This window comes from Paracoccus sp. S-4012 (assembly GCF_009674885.1).
Lineage (GTDB): Bacteria > Pseudomonadota > Alphaproteobacteria > Rhodobacterales > Rhodobacteraceae > Paracoccus.
Window position 1 is genome coordinate 1 of the sequence record NZ_WKKA01000005.1, and the last position, 26,796, is coordinate 26,796.

The following is a 26,796-nucleotide window of genomic DNA, read 5'->3' on the forward strand; positions in this document are numbered from 1 at the left end:
ACGCGCTACGATCCGAACAAGGCTTCCCTCTCGGCGTCTGAGCTTGCTCCAATACGGACGTCCTGTTCGCGGGGAGGTTGCGGCGCCAGAAGGCACCTCCATCGGCGCCCGCGCGATCTTCTAGGACGTCGACGTAGCTGAATGAGTCCTCGCTCGTGGTCCCAGTTCGCTCGACCTAAGCGCCATGGCTGGGCGGGACCTGCGGAAGGTCAGCCATTCCTGATCGGAACTCGTCGCTCGCCAGAGTGACCGGTCCTTGGAAACGCCTTGTAGCGGCGGACTTGCGGGAAGTCAGCCATTCCTAAGAGAGAGGCAAGTTCGTCTGCCGCCCAGATAATCTCTTTCAAAGGCTGTCAGTCGCGGGCGATCCAGATCTGCGGCGTGATCTCGCATATATACTCGCTGGCAGTCTCTAGGATGCTAGGATGTGGGCGCACTCGCAGCCGAGACGGGCTCGTGTCGAGATCCGGACAGCGGCGAAACACGCAGCGCCTCGGCCACCTCGGCGTCGAGCGGCGTCTCGTAGGTCATCAGGATGAAGCCGAGGACCGAGTAAAAGCCTACAGTGGCGATCAGGTCGAAGACCGCATCGCGCCCAAGTTCCGCCGCAAGTGCCGTCTCTGTCTCGCGGCCCAGCCAGCGGACCGTGAAGAGCTCGCCCGCGGCCTGCGCGATCAGCGCGTCCTCGCCGAAAGCGGCTGGCACGGGCTCGAGACGGGGCCGGTGCGGCGGGGTCGACCATGCCCAGTTGCCGCGCGCGGTAGACGTGGTGCGACCAGTCGTAGGACGAGCTCATTCGATGCGCCGCGCGCAGGATCACTACCTCGGAGCGAACCGGACCGAGCGCGCTCTCCTTCACCACAAATTGGCGCAGCGGCGATTGAACCTGTGATCTGGGCCACCCTGACGCAGCTCCGGAAGGTCCCGGGTCGCGGCGGTCAACGTGCTCAGCCGGTCCCCGATCCCGGACGCTCTGGTCGCCGTCGTGCGGCTGGGTTGATCGTGCCCTCGATCTGCGCCAGCCTGCCACTCGTCCGGCGCCTGCCGAGATCGTTCGCGACATGCGTCCAAAGTCAGACAAGGAGGCACGATCTGTGTCGAATCCCCTTCTCCTCGCCGTCTCAGCGCTTGCCATCCTCGCCTCGGCCAATGCGCTGTCCGCACAGACCGAACCCGCCGCACCGACGCGCGACCATGTCGAAATTGCGCTGACCAGCGGCTTCGATCACATCGGCGCCGAGGTCCACAGCGTCGAGGTCGACGGCCGCACCTCTTACTACATCGACGACGGCGATCGGGAGGGGCGGCCCGTGGTGTTCCTCGGTGGGCAGGGCACCAGCCTCGCCGCCTTCCAGCTGACCGAGTTCAACCGCTCGACTCGGCTCGCCCTCGGCCTGCGCATGATCTCGGTCGAGCGCAACGGCTTCGGCGAGTCCCCTCTCGACCCTGAACGTGGCTATGCCGACTACGTGCAGGAGGTGCTGGGCGTCCTGAACCACCTCGGGGTGGACCGCTTCGCTATCGTCGCGATCTCAGGCGGTGGGGCCTATGCCGCTCATCTGGCAGCGGCCGAGCCCGAGCGGGTGCTGTCGCTGCATGCTGCCGCCGCGGTCTCCCGCACGCTGCCCAGCCGCGACACGCCCGATTGCAGCGTTACGCTGGAGCAGAAAGCCGAGGAACTGACCAAATACACGCACCACCCGAAGGACTGGTGGGGCGTCCCGGGCTCGCCGGTGCTGATCATCCCCGGCTGGCAGGCCGAGGCCTATGCGGACGCGACGCGGTCCTTCTACGTCAACGGCCAGATGGGCGATTCCGCGGCGCTCGCGGTCGAATACCTGCTGCCGTGCTCGGAGGATGCGGTGGTGGATGCCAGCCGCATCGCCGCGCCGACCTATCTCTACTGGGGCGAGGAGGACACGGCGGTGCCCCCCGCCCAGATGGAGGACTGGCAGGAGGCAATCCCGAACGTGGTCCGCGCGACCTCATATCCGGGACAGGGGCATACGGTGCAGTATCGCCACTGGGATCAGGTTCTGGCCGACATTGCCGGCTTCGGCGAGCACCGCGTGGTCTGCCGTGACGGCGAGACGCTGCTGGTGCCTGAGGGCGAGGTGTCGGAGGATGAACTGCTCGGCAACTGCGCCTGGCACTGACCCGACAGGCGGTGCGCGTGTGATCTGCACATGCGCGCCGACCGTCAGGCGCCAGTTGGCTGACGACCAAAGCCGCATCTCGCCGGGGACTATCCCGCGCCTTCGGCGATGCGCCGCGTCAGCCAATCGGGATCGGCCTCGGGAACCGAGGCCAGAAGCTCGGCGGTATAAGGATGCCGCGGCCTGTCTAGCACCTCCGACGTCGTTCCGCTATCCACCACCCGTCCGTGCTGCATCACCACCACGCGGTCCGCGATGGCGCGCACAGTGGCGAGATCGTGGGTGATGAACATGTAGGACACACCCGTCTCGTCCTGCAAACGGCTCAGGAGGCGCAGGATGCCTTCGGCGACGAGTTGGTCGAGCGCGCTCGTCACCTCGTCGCAGATGATGAAGTCGGGCTCGGCCGCGAGCGCGCGGGCGATGCCGATGCGCTGCTTCTGTCCGCCCGACAGCTCTCCCGGAAGGCGGCCGAGGAAGAGGTTCGGCTCGAGCTCGATCTGCTCCATCAACTGGCGCAGCCGCGCTTCGCGGGCCTTGCCGGAGAGGCGGCGGTAGAAGGAGAGCGGGCGCGACAGGATCTGGCGGATGGTCTGGCGTGGGTTCAGTGCCGTGTCGGCCATCTGGTAGATCATCTGCACCGAACGCAGCTGCTCCCGCGTGCGGTCGGCGAGGCGCGGCGGCAGGAGCTGGCCGTTCAGCGCCACCTGGCCGAGCCGCGGCGGCAGGAGGCCGGTGATGACCCTCGCCGTGGTGGACTTGCCGGAGCCGGACTCCCCCACGACCGCGACCGTCGAGCCGTGCGGCACCTCGAAGCTGACATCCCGCAGCACGTCACCTCCCCGGTCATAGCCCGCCGTGACGCCGGAAGCTCGCAACGCCGGCACCTCGTCCTCGGGCAGGACGCGGGGTGGCCGCCTGAAGCTGCGCACGGCCCAGAGGCTGCGGGTGTAATCCTCCTCCGGGGCCTCAAGCATCTGCCGGGTCGGCGCCTCCTCGACCTCGCGGCCGTGGCGCATGACCTTGATGCGGTCGGCCATCTGCGCCACCACGGCGAGGTCGTGGGTGATGTAGATCGCCGCGAGGTTGAAGTCGCGCACCGATTCGCGGATCGCAGCCAGCACGCTGACCTGCGTGGTCACGTCGAGCGCCGTCGTCGGCTCGTCGAAGACGATCAGCTCGGGACGGCAGGCCATCGCCATCGCCACCATCGCCCGCTGCAGCTGCCCGCCTGAGACTTGGTGCGGATAGCGCAGGCCGAAATTGTCGGGGTCGGGCAGGTTCATCCGCGCGTAGAGGTCGCGGGCGAAGGCCTCGGATTCGGCGCGGGTGGCGGTGCCGTGGATCAGCGGGCCTTCGGTGAACTGCGTCAGCAGCCGCCAGGCGGGGTTGAAGCTGGCCGCAGCCGACTGCGCGACATAGGCGATGCGATGGCCGCGGAAGGGGCGGCGGCGGGCGGGCGGCAGCTTCAGCAGGTCGGTGCCGTCGAGGAGCACCTCGCCGCCCGCGAAGCGCAGCCCCGGCGCGGCATAGCCCATCGAGGCTACGCCCAGCGTGGACTTGCCCGCCCCGGACTCGCCGATCAAGCCCACCACCTCGCCGCGGTCGAGCTGCAGGTCCACGCCGTGCAGGATCGGCGTCCAGCCGTCCTCGCCCCGGGCCTCCACCTTCAGGTTGCGGATGTCGAGCAGCATGGCGTCAGTCCTTCAGGCCCGAGGCGCGGTGCAGCATCCAGTCCACCACGAAGTTCACGGCGATCGTCAGCACCGCAATGGCCGCAGCCGGCAGCAGCGGGGTGATGTCGCCGAAGGTGATCAGCGCCGCGTTGTCGCGCACCATGCCGCCCCAGTCGGCCAGCGGCGGCGGCAGACCGAGGCCCAGGAACGACAGCGCCGAGATGGTCAGGAACACGAAGCAGAAACGGAGGCCGAACTCGGCGATCAGGGGGGCGGCGATGTTGGGCAGCACCTCGCGGCGGATCAGCCACCAGGTGCCCTCGCCGCGCAGCCGGGCGGCCTCGACATAATCCATCACCATGACGTCCATCGCCGCCGCGCGCGCGAGGCGGAAGACGCGGGTGCCGTCGAGGACCGCGATCACCATGACCAGGTTGCCGATGCCGGGGCCGAGGGCCGACAGCAGAAGCAGCGTGAAGATCAGCGCCGGGATCGCCATCAGGATGTCCACGACGCGCGACAGCACCATGTCCACCCAGCCGCCGAACACCGCGGCCAGCAGCCCCGTCACCGAGCCCAGCAGGAACGCCAGCACCGTGGTCAGCAGCGCCACCGTGACCGTGTTGCGCGCCCCCCAGATCAGCCGCGACAGCATGTCCCGCCCGAGCGCGTCGGTGCCGAGCGGGAAGGGGCCGCCCCAAGGCTCGAACTGGGCGCCCACGATCTCGGCCTGCCCGTAGGGGGCGAGGACCGGGGCGAAGAGGGTGACGACGGCGTAGGCGGCGATCAGGACGAAGCCGATGATCGCCGTGGCGGGCATGTGGCGCAGCGTGCGGCCGATGCTCATGCCTCTGGCGGTGGCGCTCATGCCGGCCTCACCGCGGATGCAGCAGGCGCGGGTTGGTGGCGATCGCCAGCACGTCCGCGAGGAGGTTGAGCAGGATGTAGACCGCCGCGAAGATCAGCGCGCAGGCCTGCACCACGGGGATGTCGCGGTTGGTCACGCTGTCCACCATCAGCTGCCCGAGGCCCGGATAGACGAACACCACCTCGACGATGACGACGCCCGCGATCAGCCAGGCCACGTTCAGGGCGATGACGTTGATGATCGGCGCGAGCGCGTTCGGCAGCGCGTGCCAGGTGATGACCCGCCAGGGCGAGGCGCCCTTCAGCCGCGCCATGGCGATGTAGGGTGCGCCGAGCACGTTCACCACCGCCGCCCGCGTCATCCGCATCATGTGCGCCGTGACCACGAGGACCAGCGTGAGCGCGGGCAGGAAGGCGCGGGTGATCATGTCGCCCAGGCTCGGCGAGGCGCCGGGATCGGCGATGGAGGGAAACAGGCCGAGCCGCACCGAGAGCCAATACATCAGGATATAGGCGATGAAGAACTCCGGGAACGAGATCGCCGTGAGGGTGAGGACGTTGGCGGTCCGGTCGAACCAGCCGCCGCGCCACAGCGCCGCCAGAAGCCCGATCAGCACCGCAAACGGGACCGCGATCACCGCCGCGTAGGTGGCGAGGAACATCGTGTTGCCCAACCGCCCCGCCAGAAGCTCCGCCACCGGGCGGCCATTGGCGAGCGAGCGGCCGAAGTCGCCCGTCAGCACGCCGCCGATCCACGAGATGTATCTTTGGATCAGCGGCTCATCGAGGCCGAGTTCGCGCCGGAACGCCGCGACGGTCTCGGGCGTGGCGGCCTGCCCAAGCACCTGCTGGGCGATGTCGCCCGGCAGCAGGCTGACGGCGAGGAACACGAGGACCGAGATCACGAAGAGCGTGAAGAGCCCGATCAGCAGCCGGCGCAGGATCATGCGCCGCAGCGGATGCCCCTGCGCCGCGCTCATCCGCCGACCGCGCGGATGCCCGCGCCGGCATGGTCGGGATGCGGCCCGCGCTCCTGCGCGGCCACGGCGTCGAGCCGCGCGATCATCTCGGGCGGCATCGGCGCGGCGCGACCCTGGTTGGTGTCCACATGGAGCAGCATGTGCTCGGCCGTGGCGACCTCGGTGCCCTCCGCGGTCTTCACGCTGTGGTGCAGCCGGAAGCGCTTGGCGTCGTGGCCGAGCAGCCGCGTCTCCACCCGCAGCACATCGCCGGCCCTGGTCTCGGCCAGGTGGCGGATATGCGTCTCGACCGTGTAGGCCGAGCTGCCGCCCTCGCGGTAGTCCGCATCGAGGCCGATGTGGATCAGGAAGGCGTCGGTGGCGTCGCCGAAGACCTGCAGGTAGCGGAACTCGGTCATGTGGCCGTTGTAGTCGGTCCACTCGCCGCTGACGCGCGCTTGGTGCAGGGCCAGCGGATAACCGGTCGCCTCGGGGATGGCGCGCGCGTAGAAGCGGTTTTCCATCTGCGCGACGGTCCGCCCCGCGCCCCAGTCATTCGCCTTCAGCGCGTGGAAGATGCCCACGAGGTTGTCGTCGCGGATGCGCTCGAGATCGCGGATGCCATGCGCGCCCGACTGCGCGTCGGACTGCGCGGCGATGGTGTCGATCAGCCGGTCGTCGAGGTCCGGCACGTCCATCAGCTTCGTCCAGGGCCATTTCAGCGCCGGCCCGAACTGGGCGAGAAAATGGCGCATCCCGGCCTCGCCCCCGGCGATGCGGTAGGTCTCGAAGAGGCCCATCTGCGCCCACCGCAGTCCGAAGCCGAAGCGGATGATGTCGTCGATGTCCTCGGTCGTGGCGATGCCGTCGTTGACGAGCCATAGCGCCTCGCGCCAGACCGCCTCGAGCAGCCGGTCGCCGATATGGGCGTCGATCTCGCGCGCGATCAGCACCGGCTTCATGCCGAGCTTTTCGAGCAGGTCGCGGGCGCGTCCGGCCGCCGCGCCGCCGCCGACCACCTCGACCACCGGCAGCAGATAGACCGGGTTGAAGGGGTGGGCCACGATGATGCGGTCGGGGTGAGCCGCGCCCTCGCGCAGCTCGCTGGGCTTGAAGCCCGAGGTGGAGGAGGCGACGACCGCGTCCTCCGGCGCCACGGCCTCTATCTCGCGCAGGATGGCATGTTTGAGGTCCAGGCGCTCGGGCACGCTCTCCTGGATGTAGTCCGCGCCCTCGACGGCCTCCGCGATGGAGGCCGCCCAGGTGATCGTGCCCGGCTCCGGCAGGGGCGCGTTGAAGAGCTTCACCCAGGCGCGGCTGGCATTGGCCAGCACCTCGCCCACGATCCGCTGCGCCTCGGGGTGGGGGTCGAAGACGGCCACGTCATGGCCGTTCAGCACGAAGCGGGCGATCCAGCCGCCGCCGATGACCCCCCCGCCGACTGCCGCCAGCCTCACGCGGCCCACCAGCGTTCCACGATCTTCCAGCCGTCGAGGAAGCGGTTCCCCGCGACGTCGCCATGCGCGACCTTGTCGTTCTGGGCGTCGACGTAGTTCGGGAACACCGGGATGATCGTGCCGCCGTCCTGCGAGACCAGTTCCTGCATCTCGCGATACATCTCGCGGCGCAGATCCTGGTTCAGCTCCGCACGGGCCCGGAGCAGCAGCTCGTTGAAGCGCTCGTTGTCCCAGTGGCTCTCGTTCCACTCGGCCCCTTGGGCGTAGACGAGCGAGAACATGTCGTCCTCGGTCGGGCGGCCGTTCCAATAGCCCATGCAGAAGGGTTTCTTCAGCCAGACGTTGGACCAGTAGCCGTCCTCCGGCTCGCGCCGCACGGCGATGTCGATGCCCGCGGCCTTGGCCGACTGCTGGAACAGCTGCGCCGCATCCACGGCGCCGGTGAACGCGGCCTCCGAGGTCGAGAGCTCAACCTGCAGCCCCTCCATGCCGGCCTGCTTGAGGTAGTGCCTCGCCTTGTCGGGGTCGTAGGTGTTCTGCGGCAGATCGGCCGCGTAATATGGGTTCGCGGGCGTGATCGGGCTGTCGTTCGCCACCTGCCCGAAGCCGCGCAGGACCTTCTCGAGGAACTCCTCGCGGTTGATCGCGTGCTTCAACGCGAGGCGCACGTTCACGTCGTTGAAGGGCGCCACGTCGCAGAACATCGGCAGGGTGTAATGCGCGGTGCCCGTCGTCTCGACGATGCTGAGGCCGGGGCGGCGCTGCAGCAGGTGGACGGTCGAGAGGTCGGGGCCGTTGATGACATCGACCTCGCCCGTCATCAGCGCGTTCTGCCGCGCGGTTGGGTCGTTGATGGTCAGGATCTGCACATCGTCGAACCAGGCGCGGTCCGGCTTCCAGTAGTCGTCCCGCCGCTTCAGCGAGATGCGCACCCCCGGCTCGAAGTTCTCGAGCACATAGCCGCCGGTGCCGAGGCCGGACTGCCAGTTCAGGCTGCCGTCCTCGTTCGCGGGCATGATGATGAAGTGATAGTCGGAGGTCATGTAGGGGAAGTCGGCATTGCCCGCGGCCAGTTCGAACACCACGGCGTTGTCGCCATCGGCGCGGATGTCCACGACCTGCTCCAGCGAGGCTTTGGCGGCGGAAATGGTGTCCTCGCCGCGGTGGTGGTTGAAGGAGGCGATCACGTCCTGCGGCGTCAGCCTGCGGCCGTCCGAGAATGTCGCGCCGTCGCGCAGCCGGAAGGTCCAGACCCGCGCCTCGGCGTCGGGCTCCCAGCTTTCGGCAAGCTCCGGCACCGCCTGGTTGGCGGCGTCGATCTCGACAAGGTTGTTGCAGACGGCCAGCATGCCGGTGATCGCCGGGCCGGCCGAGAAGGTCGCCGGGTCGATGGAGTCGGAGGTGGCGCCGAGGCCGTGGCCGATCCGCATCGTGCCGCCGCGCTTCGGCTCCTGCGCGCGGACGCCGTGGGGCAGGATCAGCGCGCCAGCGGCGGCTGCGGCCGACGTGGCGAGAAGCCCGCGGCGGGTCATGGAAAGCATGTCGTATCCCCCTGTGGTTGCAGCCGTCCCTCAGCGGGCGGTCAGTTTCAGCTTCTCGCGCACCTCGGCGGGGCCGAGAATGCGGCAGCCCATGGCCGTGAGGATCGTCGTCGCGCGCTCCACCAGATCACCGTTGCGCGCCTTCACCCCCCTGTCCAGCCAGATGTTGTCCTCGAGCCCGACGCGGACGTTGCCCCCCGCGAGCGCGGCCTGCGCCACATAGGGCATCTGCATCCGGCCGATGGAGAACATCGAATAGACCCAGCCCTGCGGGATGTTGTTCACCATCGCCATCAGGCTGTTGGGGTCGGCGGGCGCGCCGTAGGGGATGCCCATGCAGAGCTGGATCATCACCGGGTCGTCGATCAGCCCCTCCTCGACCAGCGTCCGGGCCATCCACAGATGCCCGGTGTCGAAGACCTCGATCTCGGGCCTGACGCCCGCGGCCTGGATGCGTTTCGCCATCGCCCGCAGCGTGCCGGGCGTGTTGGTCATGACGTAGTCGGCCTCGGCGAAGTTCATGGTGCCGCAGTCGAGGGTGCAGATCTCGGGCAGCAGTTCCTCGACATGGACCAGCCGCTCGGTCGCGCCGACGAGGTCGGACTGCCGCGAGAGCGGCAGCGGCGCCTCGGCCGAGCCGAGAACGATGTCGCCCCCCATTCCCGCGGTCAGGTTCAGCACCACGTCCGTGTCCGAGGCGCGCACCCGGTCCACCACCTCGCGGTAGAGCGCCGGATCGCGCGAAGGCGCCCCGGTTCGCGGATCGCGCACATGCACATGCGCGATCGCGGCACCGGCCTTAGCGGCCTCGATGCAGGCGTCCGCGATCTGCTCGGGCGTGATGGGAACAAGGTCGGACTTCGTATTGCTCTGACCCGAGCCGGTAACGGCACAGGTGATGAAGACGTCGCGGTTCATCAAGGGCTCGGACTCCCGTAGGTGGCTGAGCCGCATGGTCGGGCACATCCCGCTGGCATGATGTGCCGATCTCGCCGTATCCTTTGCCGATGGCGCCAGCTTCGCCCTTCAACCTGACCTTCGTCCTGTTCGACGGCTTCTCGAACATGGTGCTGGCCAGCGCGATCGAGCCGCTGCGAGCGGCATGCGATCTGTCCGGCCGCCGCCTCTTCTCATGGCAACTGGCCTCGCCAGAGGGCGCTGCCGCGACCAGTTCCTCCCGACTGTCGATCGGCGTCGACCTGCCGCTGGCCTCGGTGGGAGCAACGGATGCGCTGATACTTGTGGCGGGGTATGGCGTCCGCGACCACTTGCGCCGCGAGACGCTGCAGGCGATCCTGCAGAAGGTGCGGGGCATGCCGCTCATCGGCGGCTTCGACACCGGCGCCTGGCTGCTGGCCGCCGCGGGTGTCCTGACGGGCCGCCGTGCGTCCATTCACTGGATGGAGCGGGAGGCACTGGCCGAGGCCTTCCCGGAGATTCTGGTCGAGGACGCGCCCGTGGTCCGCGACGGGCCATTCCTTACCTGCGGGGGAGCGCAAGCCGTGCTGAATTGGTCACTGGATCTGATCGGCCACCGTGCGGACCCGGCGCTGCAGTTCGACGTCTCCAACATGTTCGGCCGCGATCCGTCGCACGGCAACAGGCCACCCCTGCCAAACCGCCCCGAGCCGATGCAGGCCGGCCTGCTGCCGCCCTCACTGCAGCGCGCCGTGGTGGCGATGCGCCAAACAGCGGACCAGCCGCAGCCTCTGGCGCGTATCGCGGAGCGGGCGGCCGTCTCGGAGCGCACGCTGGACCGCCTGATGCGCGCACACCTTGGGGTCGCGGCGGGACAGTATTATCGCACCATCCGCCTCGCGCATGCCCGCGCGCTGGCAACCGAGACGAAGCTTCCCCTGCCAGACATCGCCGCGCGCACCGGCTTCGCCTCCGCTTCCACCCTCGCCCGGGCTTACCGCAAACACTATTGCGAGACGCTCGGCGAAAGCCGCCGCCACGGCAATCAGAACCGAAGTCCCGCGAGATCGGGCGATTCTCGTTCATGCAGCGCCAGATGAGCTCGTCTTCCGCCTGATGCGAGCGGACAGGATCAAGATCCTGATCTGGGACAAGACCGGGCTGGTGCTGATCCACAGGCGCCTGGAAGGCGGCAAGTTCGTTTGGCCACAGGTGCGCAACAGGGGGCGCCGGCGCTGTTGGCTGCCTCTTCGAAGGGCTGCAGTGGCGGCGCGCATCATGGGGGTGGAGGACCGCCGTGGCGCCATCGAGCCGGGCAAGCTCGCCGATCTCGTGGTGCTGAACCAGAACCCGTTGCAGGTGCCCGGCGACGCGATCCGCGACACCAAAGCGTGATGACCGTGGTCGGCGGCATGATCGTTCATCAGGCGCCGGACACGGATGCTTGAGCCCAATTGCGCCCACCCGGACGTCCGGGTGGGCATCCGGCGGCGGCACTCCTTGCTCTCGGCGGAAGCTGCTGCATCCCTGCTGTGTAAGCAGGGAGTGTCTGAAACTCTGTCTATCTGGCCTCAGGCCCCATCACCCATTTTCAGCCATAGCTCGCGGTCCATGCGGTTAGCAGATACGTTCAAGCGGCGAAGCGCTCACCAAACATTATGGCGAGCTGATTGCGGGCGGCAACCCTCTCCCGAACAGCACTGCCGCCCTTCTCGAAAGCGCGGATCGCCAGGTAGATCAGCTTGGTTGCCGCCTCTTCGGTCGGGAACGAGCCCTTGGTTTTGAGGGTTTTCCGCAGCACCCGGTTCAGCGATTCCACGGCGTTCGTGGTGTAGCGGCTGTCGGCGTCGCGGATCTTCACCCGCAGCGCGTCGAAAATGACGATCGGATGCATCCGATCCAGCGCCCGGTGCTGTCAGTCCCGGACCTCCTCCAGCACGGCATCGGTGATGCGGCTGAACCCGCAGGCCATAGAGATCCTCGAGATGAGCCTGGATGTCCCGCACCGATAAGCCGGCCGCTCGCCATCCGAGCCCTTCACGCGCTTCGTCGCGGTCCCGTTCCGGCGGTTGGCCTGTTCGGGCGGCGGTTCGGCACCGGCCTCATAGCCCCGATGCGCGGTCAGTTCGGCGCCGAGCATGCGCACCATGAGCCGAACCTTCAGTTCCTTCATCAGCCCGGCATCGCCGAGCAAATCCTCAGGCCGCGTGCAGCCCTTCAGCAGTTCGTCCAGCAACTCGATGGAAATCCTCATCGTCCTTGCTCCTCTCAAGGAAGCATGGACCGGATCAGTCATACGCAGAAGATCGGACACCTCTCGGAGGCACCCGCGAGGAGGCATTGCGCCTGTGGACCATCGAGAGCGCCTATTTCCTCGGCGCCGAGGAAGATCGCGGCTCGATCGAGGTCGGGAAGCTTGCCGACCTGGCCGTTTTGTCGGGGGATCCGATGTCGGTCTCGGACGAGGAGCTGAAGTCGCTGACCGCAGAGTTGACGATGCTGGGCGGTGAGGTGGTTCACGGTTCGCTGGAGCAGTAGCGGCGCGGAACGGATACGCCCGCGGGAGCCTCCCCGCGGGTAACGATGCGCCGCGACAGGATGGCCAGCTTGGTCGAGGCACTGGCTGGGAAGAACCGGGCGAGCCGCGTGGTGCTTGACCGTAGCCCCCATCACCGTGCGCTCTCGGAGACTCTGGGCGGCCCCGTGCAGGTCGCGCGAGCGCGTTCCAGGTTGGGAGGCCGCCGGTGAGAGCGGGGTCTCCATCGCCCTCCCACTGGCTCTGCGGACTCAGCGCGCTAGTGGGGTGCCTTCCGCCGCATGTCGGGATCAGGACAGCGGTGAAACACGCAGCTCTTCGGCGACATCGTCATCGAGCGGCGTATCGTAGGTCATAAGGATGAAGCCGAGGATCGAGTAGAAGCCGACGGTCGCCATCAGGTCGAAGACCGCCTCGCGTCCGAGTTCCGTGGACAGTGCAGCTTCTGTCTCGCGGCTCAGCCGGCGGTCCGTGAAGAGTTCGTCCACGGCTCGCGCGATCAGCGCGTCCTCGCCTTCGACCTGCTCGCAACCGAGGGCGGCGATGCGGCGATCCTCCATGCCCAATTGTAGGGCGCGGTAGACGTGGTGCGACCATTCGTAGGACGAGCCCATGTGATACGCCGCGCGCAGGATCACCACCTCGGAGCGGAGCGCACCGAGGGCACTCTCCTTCACCACATGCTGGCGCAGCGGCGCCCAGGCGCGCAGCAGCGCCGGGTGATGCGCCATCGTGCGGTAGACATTGAGGGCGCCCGCGAAGCCTTCGCGCAGCTCGGCGATCTCAGTGGGCAATTCGGCGTCGCCGAGCGGCTTCAGCGACGTGGGGTCGGGCATAAGGGGGCTCCTGTATGGTCTGCAGCGAGGCGTTCGGCCGCTTGGCCGACCTTTGCAGGGTGGCATTCCGCATACGCCTTACAGATCACGCTGATCAGGTTTACTCCGGTTCAATACGCAGTTTTCTTCATCATATGCACCGCAGTTCTTCCAGCAATTCGTCAAGGAACACCCTGCCCGCAAGCTGAAGGGAGCGTCGCGTGCGGTAGATAGCATGGATGGAAACCGTTGGCGGCCGCCAGCCGAGCAAGACTAAGCGCAAGCGCCCTGCTGCTAGATCAGCCCGACACTGCGTGAGCGGGAGGCGCGTCATACCGAGACCTCCGAGTGCTGCCTTGTGCGCGATCTTGAGGTTGTTGGTCACCATCCGGGTCCGCACTCCGACCTCCGCCACCTCCCCTTGGTCGGAGACGATCCGCCACAGCGTCCGGCGCTCTTCTTCCAGCCAGCCGATCGCAGGCAGGTCGATCAGGTCGTTCGGTTCCGTCAAAGTCGGCGCGGCATGCAGCCAGTCGGGACTGGCGACGAGAGCATACTCGGTCTGCCGCAGCCGCCGCGCGATCATGTCTGTGTCTGGCAGTTCCTGCCGCGATGCGACGAGAGCGATGTCGTAGGCATCCATGTTCGCGGGTTTCGTGCCATCCGTGGTGTCCAGCGTGATGACCACCTGCGGGTGCCGGTGCGAGAAGGCGACGCAGAAATCCGCGATCACGGTCTCGGTGAGGTAGGCAGGGCTGGCGATTCGCAGCGCTCCGGTCGGCTTCGACAGGCTCTCCTGAACGATCCCGAGCGCGATCTCGCCCTCGGCGCGGATGACCTCGCCCCTGCGAGCGAGGTCGAGACCGATTGGGGTGGGTGTGAAATGGCGAGAGGAGCGGTCGATCACCCGCACACCGAGACGGCGCTCCAGATCGTCGATCCGGCGGCTGAGGCGCGACTTGGGAATGCCGGTCCGGACGCTGGCGCGGGTGAAGCCGCCAGCGTCGATGACCTGAGACAGCAGCACCAGATCGTCATGCATCGGGCGCAGACACCCCGCCTGTATCAGGACACAAGGTCTCGAAAACGGAACGGGCCGTCAAGCCTTGCAGGAACCAGCCGGTTCAGCTTGCCCACGCAGGACTCTAACTAAGCCAGATCAATAGCCTACTGCGCCCTTCGGTCACGCTGTCGGCCCCGGGGTCCCTTTCGAAAGCCCCCCGGATGGCAGCCCCTGCGGGGGCGGATTATCGAAAATGGGTTTACATGCACCTTGGTCACGATAGGGTCCCTTCAAGATCAAAGAAACCTCGACGGGAACCATCGGCTGCACCCAACTGGTCGGCCTGCCGGGTCGTCGCGAGAGGGAGTAAGATCGTGCAGCAGCCGATCATCAGCTTCTCCAATGTCGGCCTGAGTCTCGGCGGCATGACAATCTACGACGACATCACCTTCAATGTCGCGCCGGGTGAGTTCCTGTGCCTGCTTGGGCCGTCGGGCTGCGGCAAGTCGACCGCGCTGCGGCTGCTGGGGGATCTCCTGCCGCTGCAGACGGGGACCGTAACGGTTGCCGGGAAGACCCCGGCGGAAGCCTCCGAGCAACTCTCCTACGTCTTCCAGCAACCGCGGCTGCTACCCTGGCGCAACGCGCTCACCAATGCCGCATTCGGGATCGAGATGCGCCACCCCGAGGTGCCCAAGGCCGAACGCGAGAACCGGGCGCGGACTCAGCTGGAGCGGGTGGGCCTTGGGAAGGACATGGCGAAGATGCCGCTGATGCTGTCCGGCGGCGAGCGCCAGCGCGTCGCGATCGCCCGCGCGCTCGCGCTCGATCCCGAGATCATCCTGATGGATGAGCCGTTCTCGGCCCTTGACCCGAACACCCGCCACCTGCTGCGCGATCAGATCATCGAGCTGTGGCAGCAGTCGGGCAAGACGGTGATCTTCGTCACCCACGACATGGACGAGGCGCTGTATCTGGCCGACCGGATCGTGGTCTTTTCAGCCAAGCCTGCGCGCGTCGCTGCCGTGATCGAGGTGCCCGAGCCGCGCCCGCGCAACATCCTGCGCGACCCCGCGATGCTGCAGCGGCGCGACGAACTGCTGCAGCTGTTCTCCGACATCTGACCCGGACGACCAACGAAAATGACCAGCCAACAGGAGTGACCATGATCCGTTTTGCCGCAGCCGCCGCCTTTCTCCTGGCAGGCGCAGGGGCGGCCTTCGCCCAGGCCAAGACCATCACCTTCTCGCATCTCGCCAACCCGAGCCACGAGGCCGCGCTCTACGCCATCGAGCAGGGGATCGTGACCTCGGACAAGATCAAGGTGGAGGTCACCGCGCTCGACATCGCGGCGCTGCAGCAGGCGATCGCCGCGCGGACCTTCGACGTGGTCGAGGGAGCCGCGATGGCGGTTCCTCGCGCCAATGCGCGCGGTCTCGACCTGCAGATCATCGGCATCGCCCAGCGCGCGCATGAGGAGGGCCTCGGCTCGACTATCTGGGTGAAGCCGGACAGCCCGATCCAGACCGCCGAAGATCTGAAGGGCAAGCGGGTCGGCGGCTACACGCTGTCGAGCGCCGGCATGACGCTGGTCCGCATCGCGCTGAACCAGGCGCACGGGCTGGATGTGAGCCCCGAGGGCGGCGACCTGCAATTCGTCGAGCTGCCCGAATCGGCGCTCGCGGCGGCGCTGGCCGCGGGCAACGTCGACGCCTCGGTCCTGATCCATGCACAGGCCTACGAGGCGATGAAGTCGGGCGAGTTCCGCCCGGTCGTGCAACTCGGCAAGGACATGACCGAGAAGTTCGGCCTGCGGACCATCACCTCGGTGCTGGTCGCCTATGGCGACAAGCTGACCGAGGACCCGGAATCCTACCAGGAGTTCCTGCGGATGTTCCGCGAATCAGTGGACTATGCCCTCGCCAACCAGGAGGAGGTCTTCACCGCCGTCGGCGAGCAGGAGGACATCGACCCCGAGTTCTTCACCACCTGGTTCACGAAATTCACCTCGATCCCGGTCTATATCAGCCAGAACGATCTCGACGCGATCGACATGCTCTGGACCGAGGCGACCAAGCTCGGCGTGCTCGACGTGCCGCACACGACCGCGATCGAGGCCACTTGGGACGGTGCCGTCTTCGAAGGGGTCGAAGGGCGGTGACCGCTCTCGCCGACAACGTTCCCTATGCGGAACCGGACCGGGCGCGCAAGCGCGCCCGGAGCCGGCAGGTCTGGCTCGCCAACCTGCTGGTGCTGGCCTTCCTCGCGGCGTGGTGGGTCTATTCGCTGTTCGTGCCGGCCTATCAGATGCCGGGGCCGCAACTGGTCGCGGTGCGGATGGCCGAGTTCCTGATCGAGCCGCATCAGCGCGCGCAACTCGGCTGGTCGGTGTTCCACGTCCTGACCTCGATCGGCATCTCCTTCGTTATCGGCTTCGCGCTGGCGCTGGCGTCAAACACGCTTTGGCCGGTGCGCGGCTTCATCGACGACCGGCTGACGCCGTTCCTCAACGCCTTCTCCGGCATCGGCTGGCTGTTCATGGCGATGATGTGGTTCGGCGTGACCTCCTTCACGGTGATTTTCGCCGTGACGCTGATCCTCATCCCCTTCGCGATCATCAACATCCGCACCGGCCTGCAGGAGCTGGACCACGAGATCGGAGAACTCGGGCGCAGCCTGACCCGCAACCCCGTGCGGATATTCTTCAAGCTGACGGTGCCGATGCTGGTGCCCTACCTGTTCGCCACGCTCAGGACCTCGTTCGGAGTCGCCTGGAAGGTGGTGCTGACGGCCGAGCTGTTCGGCGGCAGCGCCGGCGTCGGCTACATGCTGAACGCCGCCCGGCAGGAGTTCGACACCGAGACGATCTTCGCGGTGATCTGCTTCATCATCGTCTTCGTCTACCTCTGCGAGGTGGTGCTGTTCGCGCCGATCCAGCGGCGGCTGAAACGGAGGTTCGCGCGTGAATAAGCTGCTCTCTCCCGGCCAGCTCGCGACGCAGCGCCTCATCACCGAGGGCGGCGTGGTGATAGCCCTCGTCGCCTGGTGGCTCTTCGCGCGCGACCTGCCGGCCTTCGTGATGCCGACGCCGCTCATGGTGTTCGAGAAGGTGCTGCAGTTCTTCTACGACCCGCGCCTCGCCGGGCACGCCGCGATCAGCTTCCTGCGCGTCGGCGCCGCGGTCAGCATCGCCACCGTGCTGGCCATGGCGATCGGCCTTGCCACCCGGCGCTTCCCGATCCTCGAGGAGTTCGTCGAGCGGCGGCTGCTGACCTTCCTCAACAGCTTCCCGTCGGTCGGCTGGGCGATCCTCGCGGTGATCTGGTTCCAGATATCCGACGCCACGGTGATCTTCATTCAGGTCGTGATCGTCCTGCCCTTCTGCCTCATCAACGTGCTTGAGGGCCTGCGCCAGCTGGACCCCGAGCTGATGGAGATGGGGCAGAGCTTCACCCGCGCGCGCCGGCGGCTGTTCCTGCGGCTGGTGCTGCCGCTGGTGATGCCGTTCCTGATGGCCGGGCTGCGGGTCGCCTACGGCATCGCCTGGAAGATCGCTCTCGTGTCGGAGCTGTTCGGGGCCCCCTCGGGGCTTGGCTACCTGCTGATGCAGGCGCAGGTGCGGGCGGATGCGACGCTGGTCTTCGCGTGTTGCCTCGTCATCGTGCTGATCTTCGGCACCGTGGACCGCTTCGTCCTGCGACCGCTCGCGCTGCGCTTCTCGGTCCGGCGCATGGCCTGACCGCCAATCCGATCATCTCGTCCGATCCGGCCGCACTCCACGCAGCCGGGCCGTAAAACTCAACCTCGCGAAAGGGCTGCCCATGACACCCCAACCCGACCTGATCCTGCACAACGGCCACATCGTGACCGTGGACGCCGACTTTTCGACCGCCGAGGCGGTGGCCATTGCCGACGGCAAGTTCCTGATGGTCGGCAGCGATGCCGAAGTGCTGGCAACGGCCGGAGCCGAGACCCGCAAGATTGACCTTGGCGGCAAGACCGTGATCCCGGGCCTCTTTGACTCCCACCTGCATCTGCACTACGTCGCGATGCAGGCAGATCGCGTGCCGCTGATCGACTGCCGCTCCATCGCCGACGTGCAGGCCGCCATTGCCGAGCGCACCAAGGCCACGCCCAAGGGCGAGTGGATCATCTGTCAGATGGGCTGGCACGAGAGCCTGCTGAATGAGAACCGCCTGCCCACCCGCGACGAATTGGACGAGGCCGCGCCTGACCACCCCGTGTTCGTGCCGCGTGGCGGGCATGTGGGCTCCGGCAACTCACTGGCGCTGAAGGCCGCCGGCATCTCCGAGGACACTGCCGATCCGCCCGGCGGGCTGATCGTGCGCGAGATCGGCTCGCAGCGCCCGACGGGCGTGGTGCTGGAATCGGCCGCCTACATGCTGCGGAACGCCCTGCCGCCGCCGCCGGCCTTCGAGACCGAGAAGGCCATGCTGCGCGACGCGATGCAGTTGCTCAATAGCTACGGCATCGTCGCAGCCATGGATCCGGGACTTAATCCGCACCAGATCGAGCTCTACGACAGCCTGCGGCAGGACGGCGAGGTCACGGTCCGCACTGATCTGATGTATCGCGCCTACAACCTCGAGGACACGAAGCGGGCGGTTGCCCTTACCGATTTCCACGACGACGACCTGCTGCGCTATGTGGGCGTCAAGTTCATGCTCGACGGCGGCGTCGAGGGCGCGCTCCACTACGAGCCCTACCAGATCGTCCCCGGCGAGCAGAACGACCCCGAATACCGCGGCCTCTCGCTTCTTCCGGCGGGCGGCGAGCCCGAGTTCATCGAGGCCCTTAAGCTCGTCGCCAGGGCCGGCATGCAGGCCCAGACCCACGGCGTGGGCGATGCGTGCATCGACACCATCGTGCGCTGCTACCTGGCGGCGGCCGAGGACACCCCGATTCGTGACCTCAACTGGGTTGTGATGCACCTGCACAATCCGACCGAGGAGGTCTTCGGCAAGATCCGGGACGGCGGAATCCTCGTCACCGCCCAGAACCAGAGCGCGCTGCTGGGCGCCAACAAGGTGAAGTGGTGGGGCCGCCCGCGGGCGGAATGGTCCACCCCGATCCGCCGAATGCTAGACGAGGGGCTGCTGGTCGGCGGCGGCACCGATGCCCCGATCCTGCCTATCGATCCCTTCATCTGCATGTGGTGGATGGTGACGCGCAAGACGCTGCAAGGCGACTGCCTCGGCCCCAATCAGGCTATCACCATTCGCGAGGCACTTGAGCTCTACACGGTCAACAATGCGCGCATCATGGGCGTGGAGGACCGTCGTGGCGCTATCGAGCCCGGCAAGCTCGCCGACCTCGTGGTGCTGAACCAGAACCTACTCGAGGTGACTGGCGATGCCATCCGCGACACTCAAGCGCTGATGACGGTGCTTGGCGGCAAGATCGTCCACCAGGCACCGGGTATGTCAGCCTGACGCCGCTCGCGCCCGCCCGGGTAACCGGGCGGGCATACGGCGGACGGCCTTGCCGTATAGTTGAGATCGATTAGATCCGTGCCTCGCGGTTGAACCCAGGATCAAGCCACATCACTGCTCCGGAGGTGTCGTTTGCTTCGGACGTCTTGTTCGCGGGGACCTTGCGGCGCAATAACGCACCCCGATCATGGCCTGCGTGTCGCCCTAGGACGTCGTCGTGATCAAGGACGCCCGATCCGTCGGTTGCTTTGGGCCCCATACTGCGCCATCGCTGGGCGAGACCTGCGGGAGATCAGCCATTCCTGCTACTTGCCGCGCCGGACGGGGCGTTGACTGCTGAATCGTGGGCTTCCGCAACTCCCGACCTGCCCGAATAGACGTGCGGACACTGGGCGCGCGCAAAGAGGCCCTGGGAGACACCGTGCAGACTCACGAGCGGCCTACTGGTAGGGATGGCCCGTCGGCGCAAGTTGAGTCTTCAGTGCGCTCCCAGTGCCTCTGCGCGCCTTGCTACGTGCGGTGGTCACCCGGGGGGATGCGCTGCTCTGGCCATCCTGCCTTGCTCTACCAGGCTCACTTTGACCATGGCTGCCTGCAATCTCACCCGACTGCCACTCCGGCTGGCCGGGTGAAGGAGATGCCCGTCTTCGCCACGGTGCCGGACCAAGCTCTCCTGCTGGGCCTGCTTGGATGGTTGCGCAGATTGTGGCCTGCTTCTAGTGACGAGCATCAAGCTGGTCCGAATTGTTCTGCGTTTGCTTGCACGTGAGTGCGAACCTGATCAACCCAAGCTGGATACCAATACCAGGCTCCATCAGCGAGCGTGATGCCGAAAGCCTTACCTGGGGCCTTCGCATCAGCCGTTTGCCACAGTCGCGTATGATGATGGACATTGAAGCGAGGATAACCTTCATTTTGGATTAAGGCAACTATTTGACCAGGCTTTAGCTTCGGCCTTTCCACCTCCTTTAACGCAAGGCGCACATGATCGCCTTTCTCGGTCCCGGGACGAAGAAACTCGATTACTTGGTCTGCTTTTCCACGAGAATTCACAACCTGCTCGACGTAGGCGACACGATATGAGTAGCGTAAATCAGTAACCATCTCGTCGGTAAGCCCATCCTCGAACTCTATATGAGCCGCTTGGATGTTCGCGGGCATGTCAGTCTCGGAAAGCAGCAAATCCCTGTGATCTCTCGAAATGCCGCTGAATTGCAATGCCAACGCAAGATCACGTTCGAGACCGTGCTGTGCGCCAGCAATATCCATAATTGCTCGATTGAAATTCATACAGCAAGCCTGAAGCTTTGCAGAAATCGCACCATCGATCCGGTTTGTTAACTGATGCTCAATCTCGTGCCGGATAGTGATTAAGAATCGGAGGTTGGCGACGGTCGGAGCATCCAAAGGGCAATCGGCGTAGTCTAAGCAGGCTTCAAGCTCCCAATGCTTGTCCGCACCGTGCCGTGTCCGCGATACGGTCTCAATGCCGTCTACCCTCCGCCTGTATCGTATGTCCACCCCGTTCCTGCGATAATGCCAGTGAAGTAGATAAGTGTAGGCAATCACGGCGATAACAATGAAAGTCTCACTTTTGAAGTATGCGCGAGGGTTGTTGAAGCCTTGAACGGCTTGGATCATTGCTTCTCGTGCCTTCACCAGCAACTCGTCTCCAATGAAGTGGGTCCCGGTGGCATGGTCGATCTGAGGCCAAGCAGCGAGAAAACTGTCGAGCTCCATTTGCGTCGCGGCGTTCACGCTCCTGTGTTTGGTATCATTTCGTATTTCAGCGATGCGTGCGTGGTTGATACTCCTTGTTGGCCTGGTGAAGAATGCCAGTATGTCTTGATCATTAAGCTCGGTGGACGTGACCATCCGCTTGATAACCGCAATCTCCCAGCGATCTAATTTGTTAGCGGCATTGCGTCTCGGCCTGTGCGCCACATTATTCCCCTTCTCTCAAAAGAAAGCTCCCAGAGTCCCGACCTTTATGTCATCAAGCCAAGCTTGCGGACTCGCTTCATCTCTTGCCCGATCCAGTTCCTGTATTGGCAAGATGCGCCTTCAAGTTCCTCGCTCATATTTATTTCTGCCACAGCGAAGTCGTCAGGGACGGCAAACTTTATCTCGGATCTCAGTAGCGCCCGACGAGATGGTCGTAGCCGGACCAGGGCTGCTGCCACTCCCGGTATCTCCGAATAGCGCTCGTAGAGGCCTTGGGGGCATCGCGCAGACTCGACGGGGGCCTCCTGGCAAGAATGGCCGGCAACCCTGTCTTGTTCTACCAGCGGCCAAGGTTGTCGGGATCCGAGGAGGGTCAGCCATCCTAGGTGCCGCCGCCTCGGACCCACACCGCACCGACACCTCAGATGTCCAAGGGTGGCAGTGCCGCGACGATCTTCATGGTCTCCAGGCTCATGGTGATCACCCGGCGCAGCAGGTCGAAGGGGTAGCGCGGGTCGCCGACCGTCTCGTTGGCGTAGTCGTTGGCGTCGTTCACGATGCCGCTGGTCTTGTCGACCCTCACCGCCTGCCGCTCCATCACCCAGTCGATCGCGGATTTGCCGTTCACGACGTAGTCGTAGGCCTCCAGCGGCACGTCGGTCAGGGTGATGTTGGGGTTGTAGTGGATGACCGAGCGGTCCTTGCCCTTGCCGAAGGTCATCTTCTCGACGCGGAAGAACTTCACCGGGTCGGTGATATGGGCCAGCGGCAGGTCGCCCTGCTTGATCGTCGCCGGGTAGGGCTCGACGCTCTCGTAGCCTACATGCAGATCGCCGAGGGCGCGGCCGGCCTGGACGAAGGCCCAGAAGTCAGCGGGCTTCTTCACGCAGGGGATGCGGGGCAGTTCCTTGGTCAAGTTGTCGGCGAAGCGGCGGCGGTAGTCGTCGGAGTGCAGCAGGCCGTAGGTGTAGTAGAAGATGTGGTCCTTGCTGATGGTCTCGCCCGGATAGGCCGCCTGGAAATGGGTCAGCCCGGCGTCGGTGATGCCGTGCCGGGTGCGGTGGCTGGGCCCGTCCTCCTCGCGAATTGAGAACAGGTCATCGTCAGTATCGGTGCCGGCACCGTCGTAAAGGGTGAGCGGAAAGCATTGATAGCCACCCATAGCAGGCGCGAGGTTCAGGTCGGGAATGGAGCCGACCATCAAGGCCGAAAACCCTTTGTCGCCGCCACGACCAGGAACGCAGATAATCTGGTTCTTCACGCTCGGATCCGGGAAGAGACGCGGCACCTGATAGATCATCTCGTTCAGACTACGGCTGAAGTAGAGCGACTGCCGGAAGAACGGTCGATAAGTCGCGGACACGATCTCGCCATCCTCATAGGACAGCGGCCTGAGGCGTGCAAAATCGTTGCTTAGCCCGCGCGACCATGAGATCGAGCGCGGGTTCTCCTTGGTGAACTCCTCGGCTGAAATGGTGGCGGTGGTCGCGCGTGCTCGCCGGAAGGCTTCAAGCTGCCCGTTGTAATAACCAACGGTGTGCCGGATCTGTTTTTCGAGCCGCTTGATCGAGGAGTTATAGCACCATGCGTCGCGCTGCGTTTTGAGCCCCGCGGAGTAGTTTCCGAACAACACCAGCGCGTTCTTGTCCTTCTTGTCGCCGATCCTGATGAACTCAGCCACGCTGTCGTCGCGCTGCTTGAGCCAGTCGCCATGATCGTCGGGAACGATCTTCTGCCACTCCTGCTTCGCGCCGATACCGCGGATGCTGCGGAAATCGACGATGATCTTCAGCTTGTCGTCGCGCGAGAGGTAGTCGCCGATGTCGTGGAAGAAGATCTGACCCTGCTTCTCAGCGGCCGGGTTCTTGATGAAGAGGGTGATGACGATGGGCGCTCGGCTCCCGGCGCCGAAGATCTTGCCACCCTCGCGCCGCGACGTCTCGCCGCTGGTGCGCTGGTTACCGCGCAGGTGGAAGACGTAGATCGACGAGAACTCGTCGACCATCGATATGCGCATGCCGTCAGCGGTGTTGGCATCGACCCAGCCGCCGTTGGTCACGTAAGCCATCACGCCGCTGTCGCCCAGCCGGTCGGCGCCCCAGCGGATCGCCCGAATGTAGCTGTCGTAAAGAGAGTTCTTGTTTGTCGCGGTGGAACGCGCCGCGTAGGTCTCGGCGATGCGCCCGTCGAGATGCGGGTAGTCGATGTGGTGCGAGACCGCATAGGGCGGGTTGCCCATGATGACGCGGATGTCGAGTTCCTGCTGGCGGCGCCGGCGCTCGGAGTTGTCGGGCAGGACAAGGGCCAGTTCGTCCTTGCCCTCGCCCATGGCGAAGGTGTCAGTCAGCAGGATGCCGTTGAAGGGCACGTAGTCGCCGCCCGCTAAGCCATGGTAGACCGACTCGATGTTGATCGCTGCGATGTAATAGGCCAGCAGCACGATTTCGTTGGCGTGGAGCTCGTAGCGGAACTTGTGCGCCAGCTCCTCGGGCTGGATCAGGCCGGACTGCAGCAGGCGGGTGATGAAGGTGCCCGTGCCGGTGAAGGGGTCGATGATGTGGACGCCCTTGGAGCCGAGGGTCTGGCCGAACTCGTCCTGAAGCACGTCGTTGACCGAATGGATGATGAAGTCGACGATCTCGATCGGGGTGTAGACGATCCCCAGCTTGTCGCGCGTCTCCTTGAAGGCGACGCCGAAGAAGTTGTCGTAGAGCTGGCGGATCAGCTCCTGCTTGGCGGCGGGGTTGGTGATGCCCTGCGCCTTCACTCGGACGCTGGCGTAGAACTCGTCCAAGTCGCGGCTTTCCTTCTCCAGGTGCGCGCTTTCCAGCGTGTCCAGCACGTTCTGGATAGCGCGCGAGACTGGATTCTCACTGGTGAAGGCGTGGCCCTCGAACAGGACGTCGAAGACCGGCCGGGTGATGATGTGCTGGGCCAGCATCTCGATCGCCTCGCCCTCCGTGATGCCGTCGTTCAGGTCGTCGCGGATCTCGGCCAGGAAGGCGTCGAAGGCCCCCCGTGCCGGGGTGCCGGGTTCCGAGAGAATGCCCTCGAGCCGGGTAATGTGCGCGAGCGCGATGTCGCGCAGGCTGGAAGCCCAACGGTCCCAGTATTCGCGGTCGCCGCACTTCCTGACGATCTTGGCGCGGATGGCGCGGCTGAAATCATCGAGAACCAGGCCAGGGAGCTCGGGCTCACGGTCGTCCTCGATGACGAAATCGTCGTCGCTTCGATCATGTCCTGACGCGGTGATGCTGGAGCGCTTGGCCGCCGTCATGGAGGGGAGGCTGTCCACGGTGGCCGTGACCGCCAGAAGCTCCTTGCTCTCCGGCACGATGATCTCGATCCGGTCCGAGACGTTTTGGCCGAGCGCAATCTGGTTGATCGTCGCCTCGAGGCGCTCGTCGTGGGCACGCAGCGCGTTCAGGATCTGCCAGACCACGCGATACTTCTCGTTGTCGTTGAGCGCTTCCTCCGCGGACTTGCCGGCCGGCACCCCGACCGGGAGGATGACGTAGCCCATCCGCTTGCCCGACGCGCGGCGCATGACCCGACCGACGGACTGCACCACGTCAATCTGCGATTTGCGCGGATGCAGGAACATGATCGCGTCGAGCGAGGGCACATCCACGCCCTCGGAAAGGCAGCGGGCGTTGGTGAGAATGCGGCAGGTCTGGTCCTCGGTCTCGGCCTTCAGCCAGTCCAGCAACTCGCCCCGCGTTTTAGCGTTGAAGGTGCCGTCGACGTGCTTGACCTCGCAGTTCAGCTGGTGGCTGGCCAGGTCGGTCTCACGCTCCTGCACCTCGGACGAGGCGAGGTATTCGTCAACGACGGCCGCGAACTCGTCGCGGACCAGCTTGGAGGAGGCGATATCCCGGCAAAACGCGAGCGCCCGGCGCATCGGCTGGGTGTCCGCGCCGAGGTCCGACTGGATGTCCATCTTCGTGAGGGCCTTGTAGCAGCCCAGAATGCGGGTGGCGTCGTCCAGAACGAGGCCGCTCTCCGGATCGGCCATGCGGCTCTGAATGGAGCGCGCGACGAGACCCTCGTCCATCGTGAGCACGATCACCTTGTAGTCGGTAAGCAGCCCCTGCTGCACGGCCCAGCCGAAACCACGGTAAAAGAGCGTGGGTCCGAAGATGCTCTCGTCATCCATCGTGGCGAGCGTGACGCCGAGGTCGACGGCCTTGGATCTCGCCGCGTCGCCGTAGATGCGCGGCGTAGCTGTCATGTAGAGCCGCTTGTCCCCGCCCACCACGTCGTCGCGGTGGACCCGGACGAAGTTGCTCTCGTCCTGGCCGTCCAGCGTGGCGCCGGTGGTGCGGTGGGCCTCGTCGCAGATGATGAGGTCGAAGCGCGGCATGCCGTCCCGGAGCTGGGCCTCGGCGACGGTCTGGATCGACTGATAGGTCGCGAAGACGACGGTCATCTTCCCCGGTGCGGGATCGGCCACGCCTGCGGCAAGGGCTGCGGCGTCCGTCGTTGCCGGGAAGGCCAGGCGATGGTGCTGATCTCGGCAACATCGTCCCTCGCGATGCGCCGCTTGCCCACCTGAGTGTCCGAGCAGACAGCGAACGACCGGAGCGGGGTTGTGGTGTCATTGGTCCACTCCCGGACAGTCTGGGCCATCAACGCGAGCGAGGGGACCAGGAAGAGCACCATCCGGTCCGGTCCGGCCAGTTCCTCAGCGATCTTGAGCGCGGTGAAGGTCTTGCCGGTGCCGCAGGCCATGATCAGCTTGCCGCGGTCGTGGATGGAGAGCCCTGCGCGCACGGCCTCCAGCGCCTCCCGCTGGTGTTGGCGCAGCTCCTTCTTCGGCTCGAGCATCACCTCCTGCGTTGCCGCAAAGCGGCTCCAGTCGATCGGCGACGCGCGCATGTCGACCAGCCCGATCCGCAGCACGGGGATCATCTGGCCGACGAGCATGGCTTCGGCGTTGTCCGACCACTCGACCTCAGTCGAGTCCATCACGATCCGCCGGACGAAGGGGGCTTTCGCTGACGCCGCCAGGAAGGAGTCGATGTCCACCTTGGCGATCTTGTGCCGCGGCGCGAAGAACTTGCACTGGACCGCGGCAAAGCCCTCGTGGTGCTTGAGCTTCGCGACGAGGTCGATGCCGACGTCCTTGCCGCTCCAGCCGTGGCGTGCAGCCCATTCGGACCAGGGCCAGACCTCCTCGTATTGCTCCGCCTGCACCGGGTCGTGGACCAGGTAAGCGGCGCAAAGCCGCTCGTAATAGGTTCCCTTGTCTCTCTCGCTCGCTGCGAGGTCACGATATTGAGCCAGGAGATGGTTGAGCGACGAGGACATGGAACTCACAAAGTTGCCTAGGGCACAACCTTAGGTTCTGTCGGGCCGCCGGACAATCACGATGCCCATAAGTCGCGCCGGAAGGGCCTCCCCAGACTTGTCACTGGAGCACACCGGTCGCGTGCGGGCCGGCTGCCGCTGCGGCACGACACCACACCACA

At 65.8% G+C, this 26,796-nt stretch carries 23 protein-coding genes; 9 read left to right on the plus strand and 14 right to left on the minus strand.

From position 1 onward, the window contains the following. Window positions 1-420 precede the first annotated feature (420 nt). Complete coding sequence (locus tag GI374_RS18865) at window positions 421-705, minus strand: hypothetical protein (RefSeq protein ID WP_195759879.1); 285 nt, start codon at window positions 703-705, stop codon at window positions 421-423. Between the two features lie 389 nt (window positions 706-1,094). On the opposite strand from GI374_RS18865, the gene GI374_RS08170 reads away from it, so the two are divergent. After that, complete coding sequence (locus GI374_RS08170) at window positions 1,095-2,156, plus strand: alpha/beta fold hydrolase (RefSeq protein WP_195759880.1); 1,062 nt, start codon at window positions 1,095-1,097, stop codon at window positions 2,154-2,156. An 89-nt stretch (window positions 2,157-2,245) separates the two neighbouring features. On the opposite strand, the gene GI374_RS08175 is transcribed toward GI374_RS08170, so the two are convergent. From GI374_RS08175 to GI374_RS08200, 6 genes are read right to left on the minus strand one after another with little or no spacing between them, the layout of a single operon-like run. Next, window positions 2,246-3,850 carry an ABC transporter ATP-binding protein gene (locus GI374_RS08175; RefSeq protein WP_154336540.1) on the minus strand — a complete coding sequence of 535 codons (1,605 nt, stop codon included), beginning with the start codon at window positions 3,848-3,850 and terminating at the stop codon, window positions 2,246-2,248. A gap of 4 nt (window positions 3,851-3,854) precedes the next feature. Next, the gene (locus GI374_RS08180; protein WP_229582954.1) at window positions 3,855-4,700 is read right to left on the minus strand and encodes an ABC transporter permease; all 846 of its coding nucleotides are present in this window, start codon (window positions 4,698-4,700) and stop codon (window positions 3,855-3,857) included. Between the two features lie 7 nt (window positions 4,701-4,707). Then, on the minus strand, window positions 4,708-5,679 hold the full coding sequence (locus GI374_RS08185) for an ABC transporter permease (protein ID WP_154336541.1): 972 nt from the start codon (window positions 5,677-5,679) through the stop codon (window positions 4,708-4,710). Further along, a complete protein-coding gene (locus GI374_RS08190) occupies window positions 5,676-7,115 on the minus strand; it encodes a carnitine 3-dehydrogenase (protein WP_370515251.1) in 1,440 nt (479 codons plus the stop codon). Before GI374_RS08190 ends, GI374_RS08185 begins: the two co-directional genes overlap by 4 nt. After that, entirely contained in the window at window positions 7,112-8,656 is a 1,545-nt protein-coding gene (locus tag GI374_RS08195; RefSeq protein WP_229582956.1) for an ABC transporter substrate-binding protein, read from the minus strand. Before GI374_RS08195 ends, GI374_RS08190 begins: the two co-directional genes overlap by 4 nt. A gap of 30 nt (window positions 8,657-8,686) precedes the next feature. Beyond that, window positions 8,687-9,574 (minus strand): 3-keto-5-aminohexanoate cleavage protein, encoded by an 888-nt coding sequence (locus GI374_RS08200; RefSeq protein WP_154336542.1) that lies wholly within the window; start codon window positions 9,572-9,574, stop codon window positions 8,687-8,689. An 89-nt stretch (window positions 9,575-9,663) separates the two neighbouring features. Between GI374_RS08200 and GI374_RS08205 the strand changes: the two genes are divergently transcribed. Continuing rightward, window positions 9,664-10,674, plus strand: coding sequence for a GlxA family transcriptional regulator (locus tag GI374_RS08205; RefSeq protein ID WP_154336543.1), 1,011 nt, complete (start codon window positions 9,664-9,666; stop codon window positions 10,672-10,674). A 16-nt stretch (window positions 10,675-10,690) separates the two neighbouring features. Then, complete coding sequence (gene tnpB / locus GI374_RS08210) at window positions 10,691-10,969, plus strand: IS66 family insertion sequence element accessory protein TnpB (protein ID WP_154336812.1); 279 nt, start codon at window positions 10,691-10,693, stop codon at window positions 10,967-10,969. 235 nt (window positions 10,970-11,204) lie between these two features. Here tnpB and GI374_RS19785 read toward each other — a convergent pair whose 3' ends face one another. Both GI374_RS19785 and GI374_RS19145 read right to left on the minus strand, forming a co-directional pair. Next, window positions 11,205-11,468 carry a transposase gene (locus GI374_RS19785; protein ID WP_370515231.1) on the minus strand — a complete coding sequence of 88 codons (264 nt, stop codon included), beginning with the start codon at window positions 11,466-11,468 and terminating at the stop codon, window positions 11,205-11,207. 21 nt (window positions 11,469-11,489) lie between these two features. Continuing rightward, the gene (locus GI374_RS19145; protein ID WP_229582959.1) at window positions 11,490-11,810 is read right to left on the minus strand and encodes a hypothetical protein; all 321 of its coding nucleotides are present in this window, start codon (window positions 11,808-11,810) and stop codon (window positions 11,490-11,492) included. Between the two features lie 23 nt (window positions 11,811-11,833). On the opposite strand from GI374_RS19145, the gene GI374_RS08220 reads away from it, so the two are divergent. Beyond that, window positions 11,834-12,112: an amidohydrolase family protein gene (locus GI374_RS08220; RefSeq protein WP_154336544.1), complete on the plus strand. Its 279-nt coding sequence runs from the start codon at window positions 11,834-11,836 to the stop codon at window positions 12,110-12,112. A 288-nt stretch (window positions 12,113-12,400) separates the two neighbouring features. Here GI374_RS08220 and GI374_RS08225 read toward each other — a convergent pair whose 3' ends face one another. Next, complete coding sequence (locus tag GI374_RS08225; protein WP_154336545.1) at window positions 12,401-12,946, minus strand: carboxymuconolactone decarboxylase family protein; 546 nt, start codon at window positions 12,944-12,946, stop codon at window positions 12,401-12,403. Between the two features lie 130 nt (window positions 12,947-13,076). Further along, window positions 13,077-13,967, minus strand: coding sequence for a LysR substrate-binding domain-containing protein (locus GI374_RS08230; protein ID WP_154336546.1), 891 nt, complete (start codon window positions 13,965-13,967; stop codon window positions 13,077-13,079). A gap of 335 nt (window positions 13,968-14,302) precedes the next feature. On the opposite strand from GI374_RS08230, the gene GI374_RS08235 reads away from it, so the two are divergent. From GI374_RS08235 to GI374_RS08255, 5 genes are all read left to right on the plus strand, one after another. Then, complete coding sequence (locus GI374_RS08235; protein ID WP_195759881.1) at window positions 14,303-15,052, plus strand: ABC transporter ATP-binding protein; 750 nt, start codon at window positions 14,303-14,305, stop codon at window positions 15,050-15,052. A 41-nt stretch (window positions 15,053-15,093) separates the two neighbouring features. After that, a complete protein-coding gene (locus tag GI374_RS08240; protein WP_154336548.1) occupies window positions 15,094-16,089 on the plus strand; it encodes an ABC transporter substrate-binding protein in 996 nt (331 codons plus the stop codon). Then, a complete protein-coding gene (locus GI374_RS08245) occupies window positions 16,086-16,898 on the plus strand; it encodes an ABC transporter permease subunit (protein WP_154336549.1) in 813 nt (270 codons plus the stop codon). The genes GI374_RS08240 and GI374_RS08245 overlap by 4 nt, the downstream gene beginning before the upstream one ends. Then, window positions 16,891-17,667 (plus strand): ABC transporter permease subunit, encoded by a 777-nt coding sequence (locus GI374_RS08250; RefSeq protein WP_154336550.1) that lies wholly within the window; start codon window positions 16,891-16,893, stop codon window positions 17,665-17,667. Before GI374_RS08245 ends, GI374_RS08250 begins: the two co-directional genes overlap by 8 nt. Window positions 17,668-17,749: 82 nt before the next feature. Further along, the gene (locus GI374_RS08255) at window positions 17,750-19,381 is read left to right on the plus strand and encodes an amidohydrolase (protein ID WP_154336551.1); all 1,632 of its coding nucleotides are present in this window, start codon (window positions 17,750-17,752) and stop codon (window positions 19,379-19,381) included. A 729-nt stretch (window positions 19,382-20,110) separates the two neighbouring features. Here GI374_RS08255 and GI374_RS08260 read toward each other — a convergent pair. The 3 genes from GI374_RS08260 to GI374_RS19645 all read right to left on the minus strand — a co-directional run bounded on the left by GI374_RS08260 (window position 20,111) and on the right by GI374_RS19645 (window position 26,635). Beyond that, complete coding sequence (locus GI374_RS08260; RefSeq protein ID WP_154336552.1) at window positions 20,111-21,256, minus strand: DUF3644 domain-containing protein; 1,146 nt, start codon at window positions 21,254-21,256, stop codon at window positions 20,111-20,113. 490 nt (window positions 21,257-21,746) lie between these two features. Then, window positions 21,747-25,754 carry a type ISP restriction/modification enzyme gene (locus GI374_RS19640; RefSeq protein WP_255453681.1) on the minus strand — a complete coding sequence of 1,336 codons (4,008 nt, stop codon included), beginning with the start codon at window positions 25,752-25,754 and terminating at the stop codon, window positions 21,747-21,749. Continuing rightward, window positions 25,751-26,635 (minus strand): DEAD/DEAH box helicase family protein, encoded by an 885-nt coding sequence (locus GI374_RS19645; protein ID WP_255453682.1) that lies wholly within the window; start codon window positions 26,633-26,635, stop codon window positions 25,751-25,753. The genes GI374_RS19640 and GI374_RS19645 overlap by 4 nt, the downstream gene beginning before the upstream one ends. Between the last annotated feature and the right edge of the window lie 161 nt (window positions 26,636-26,796).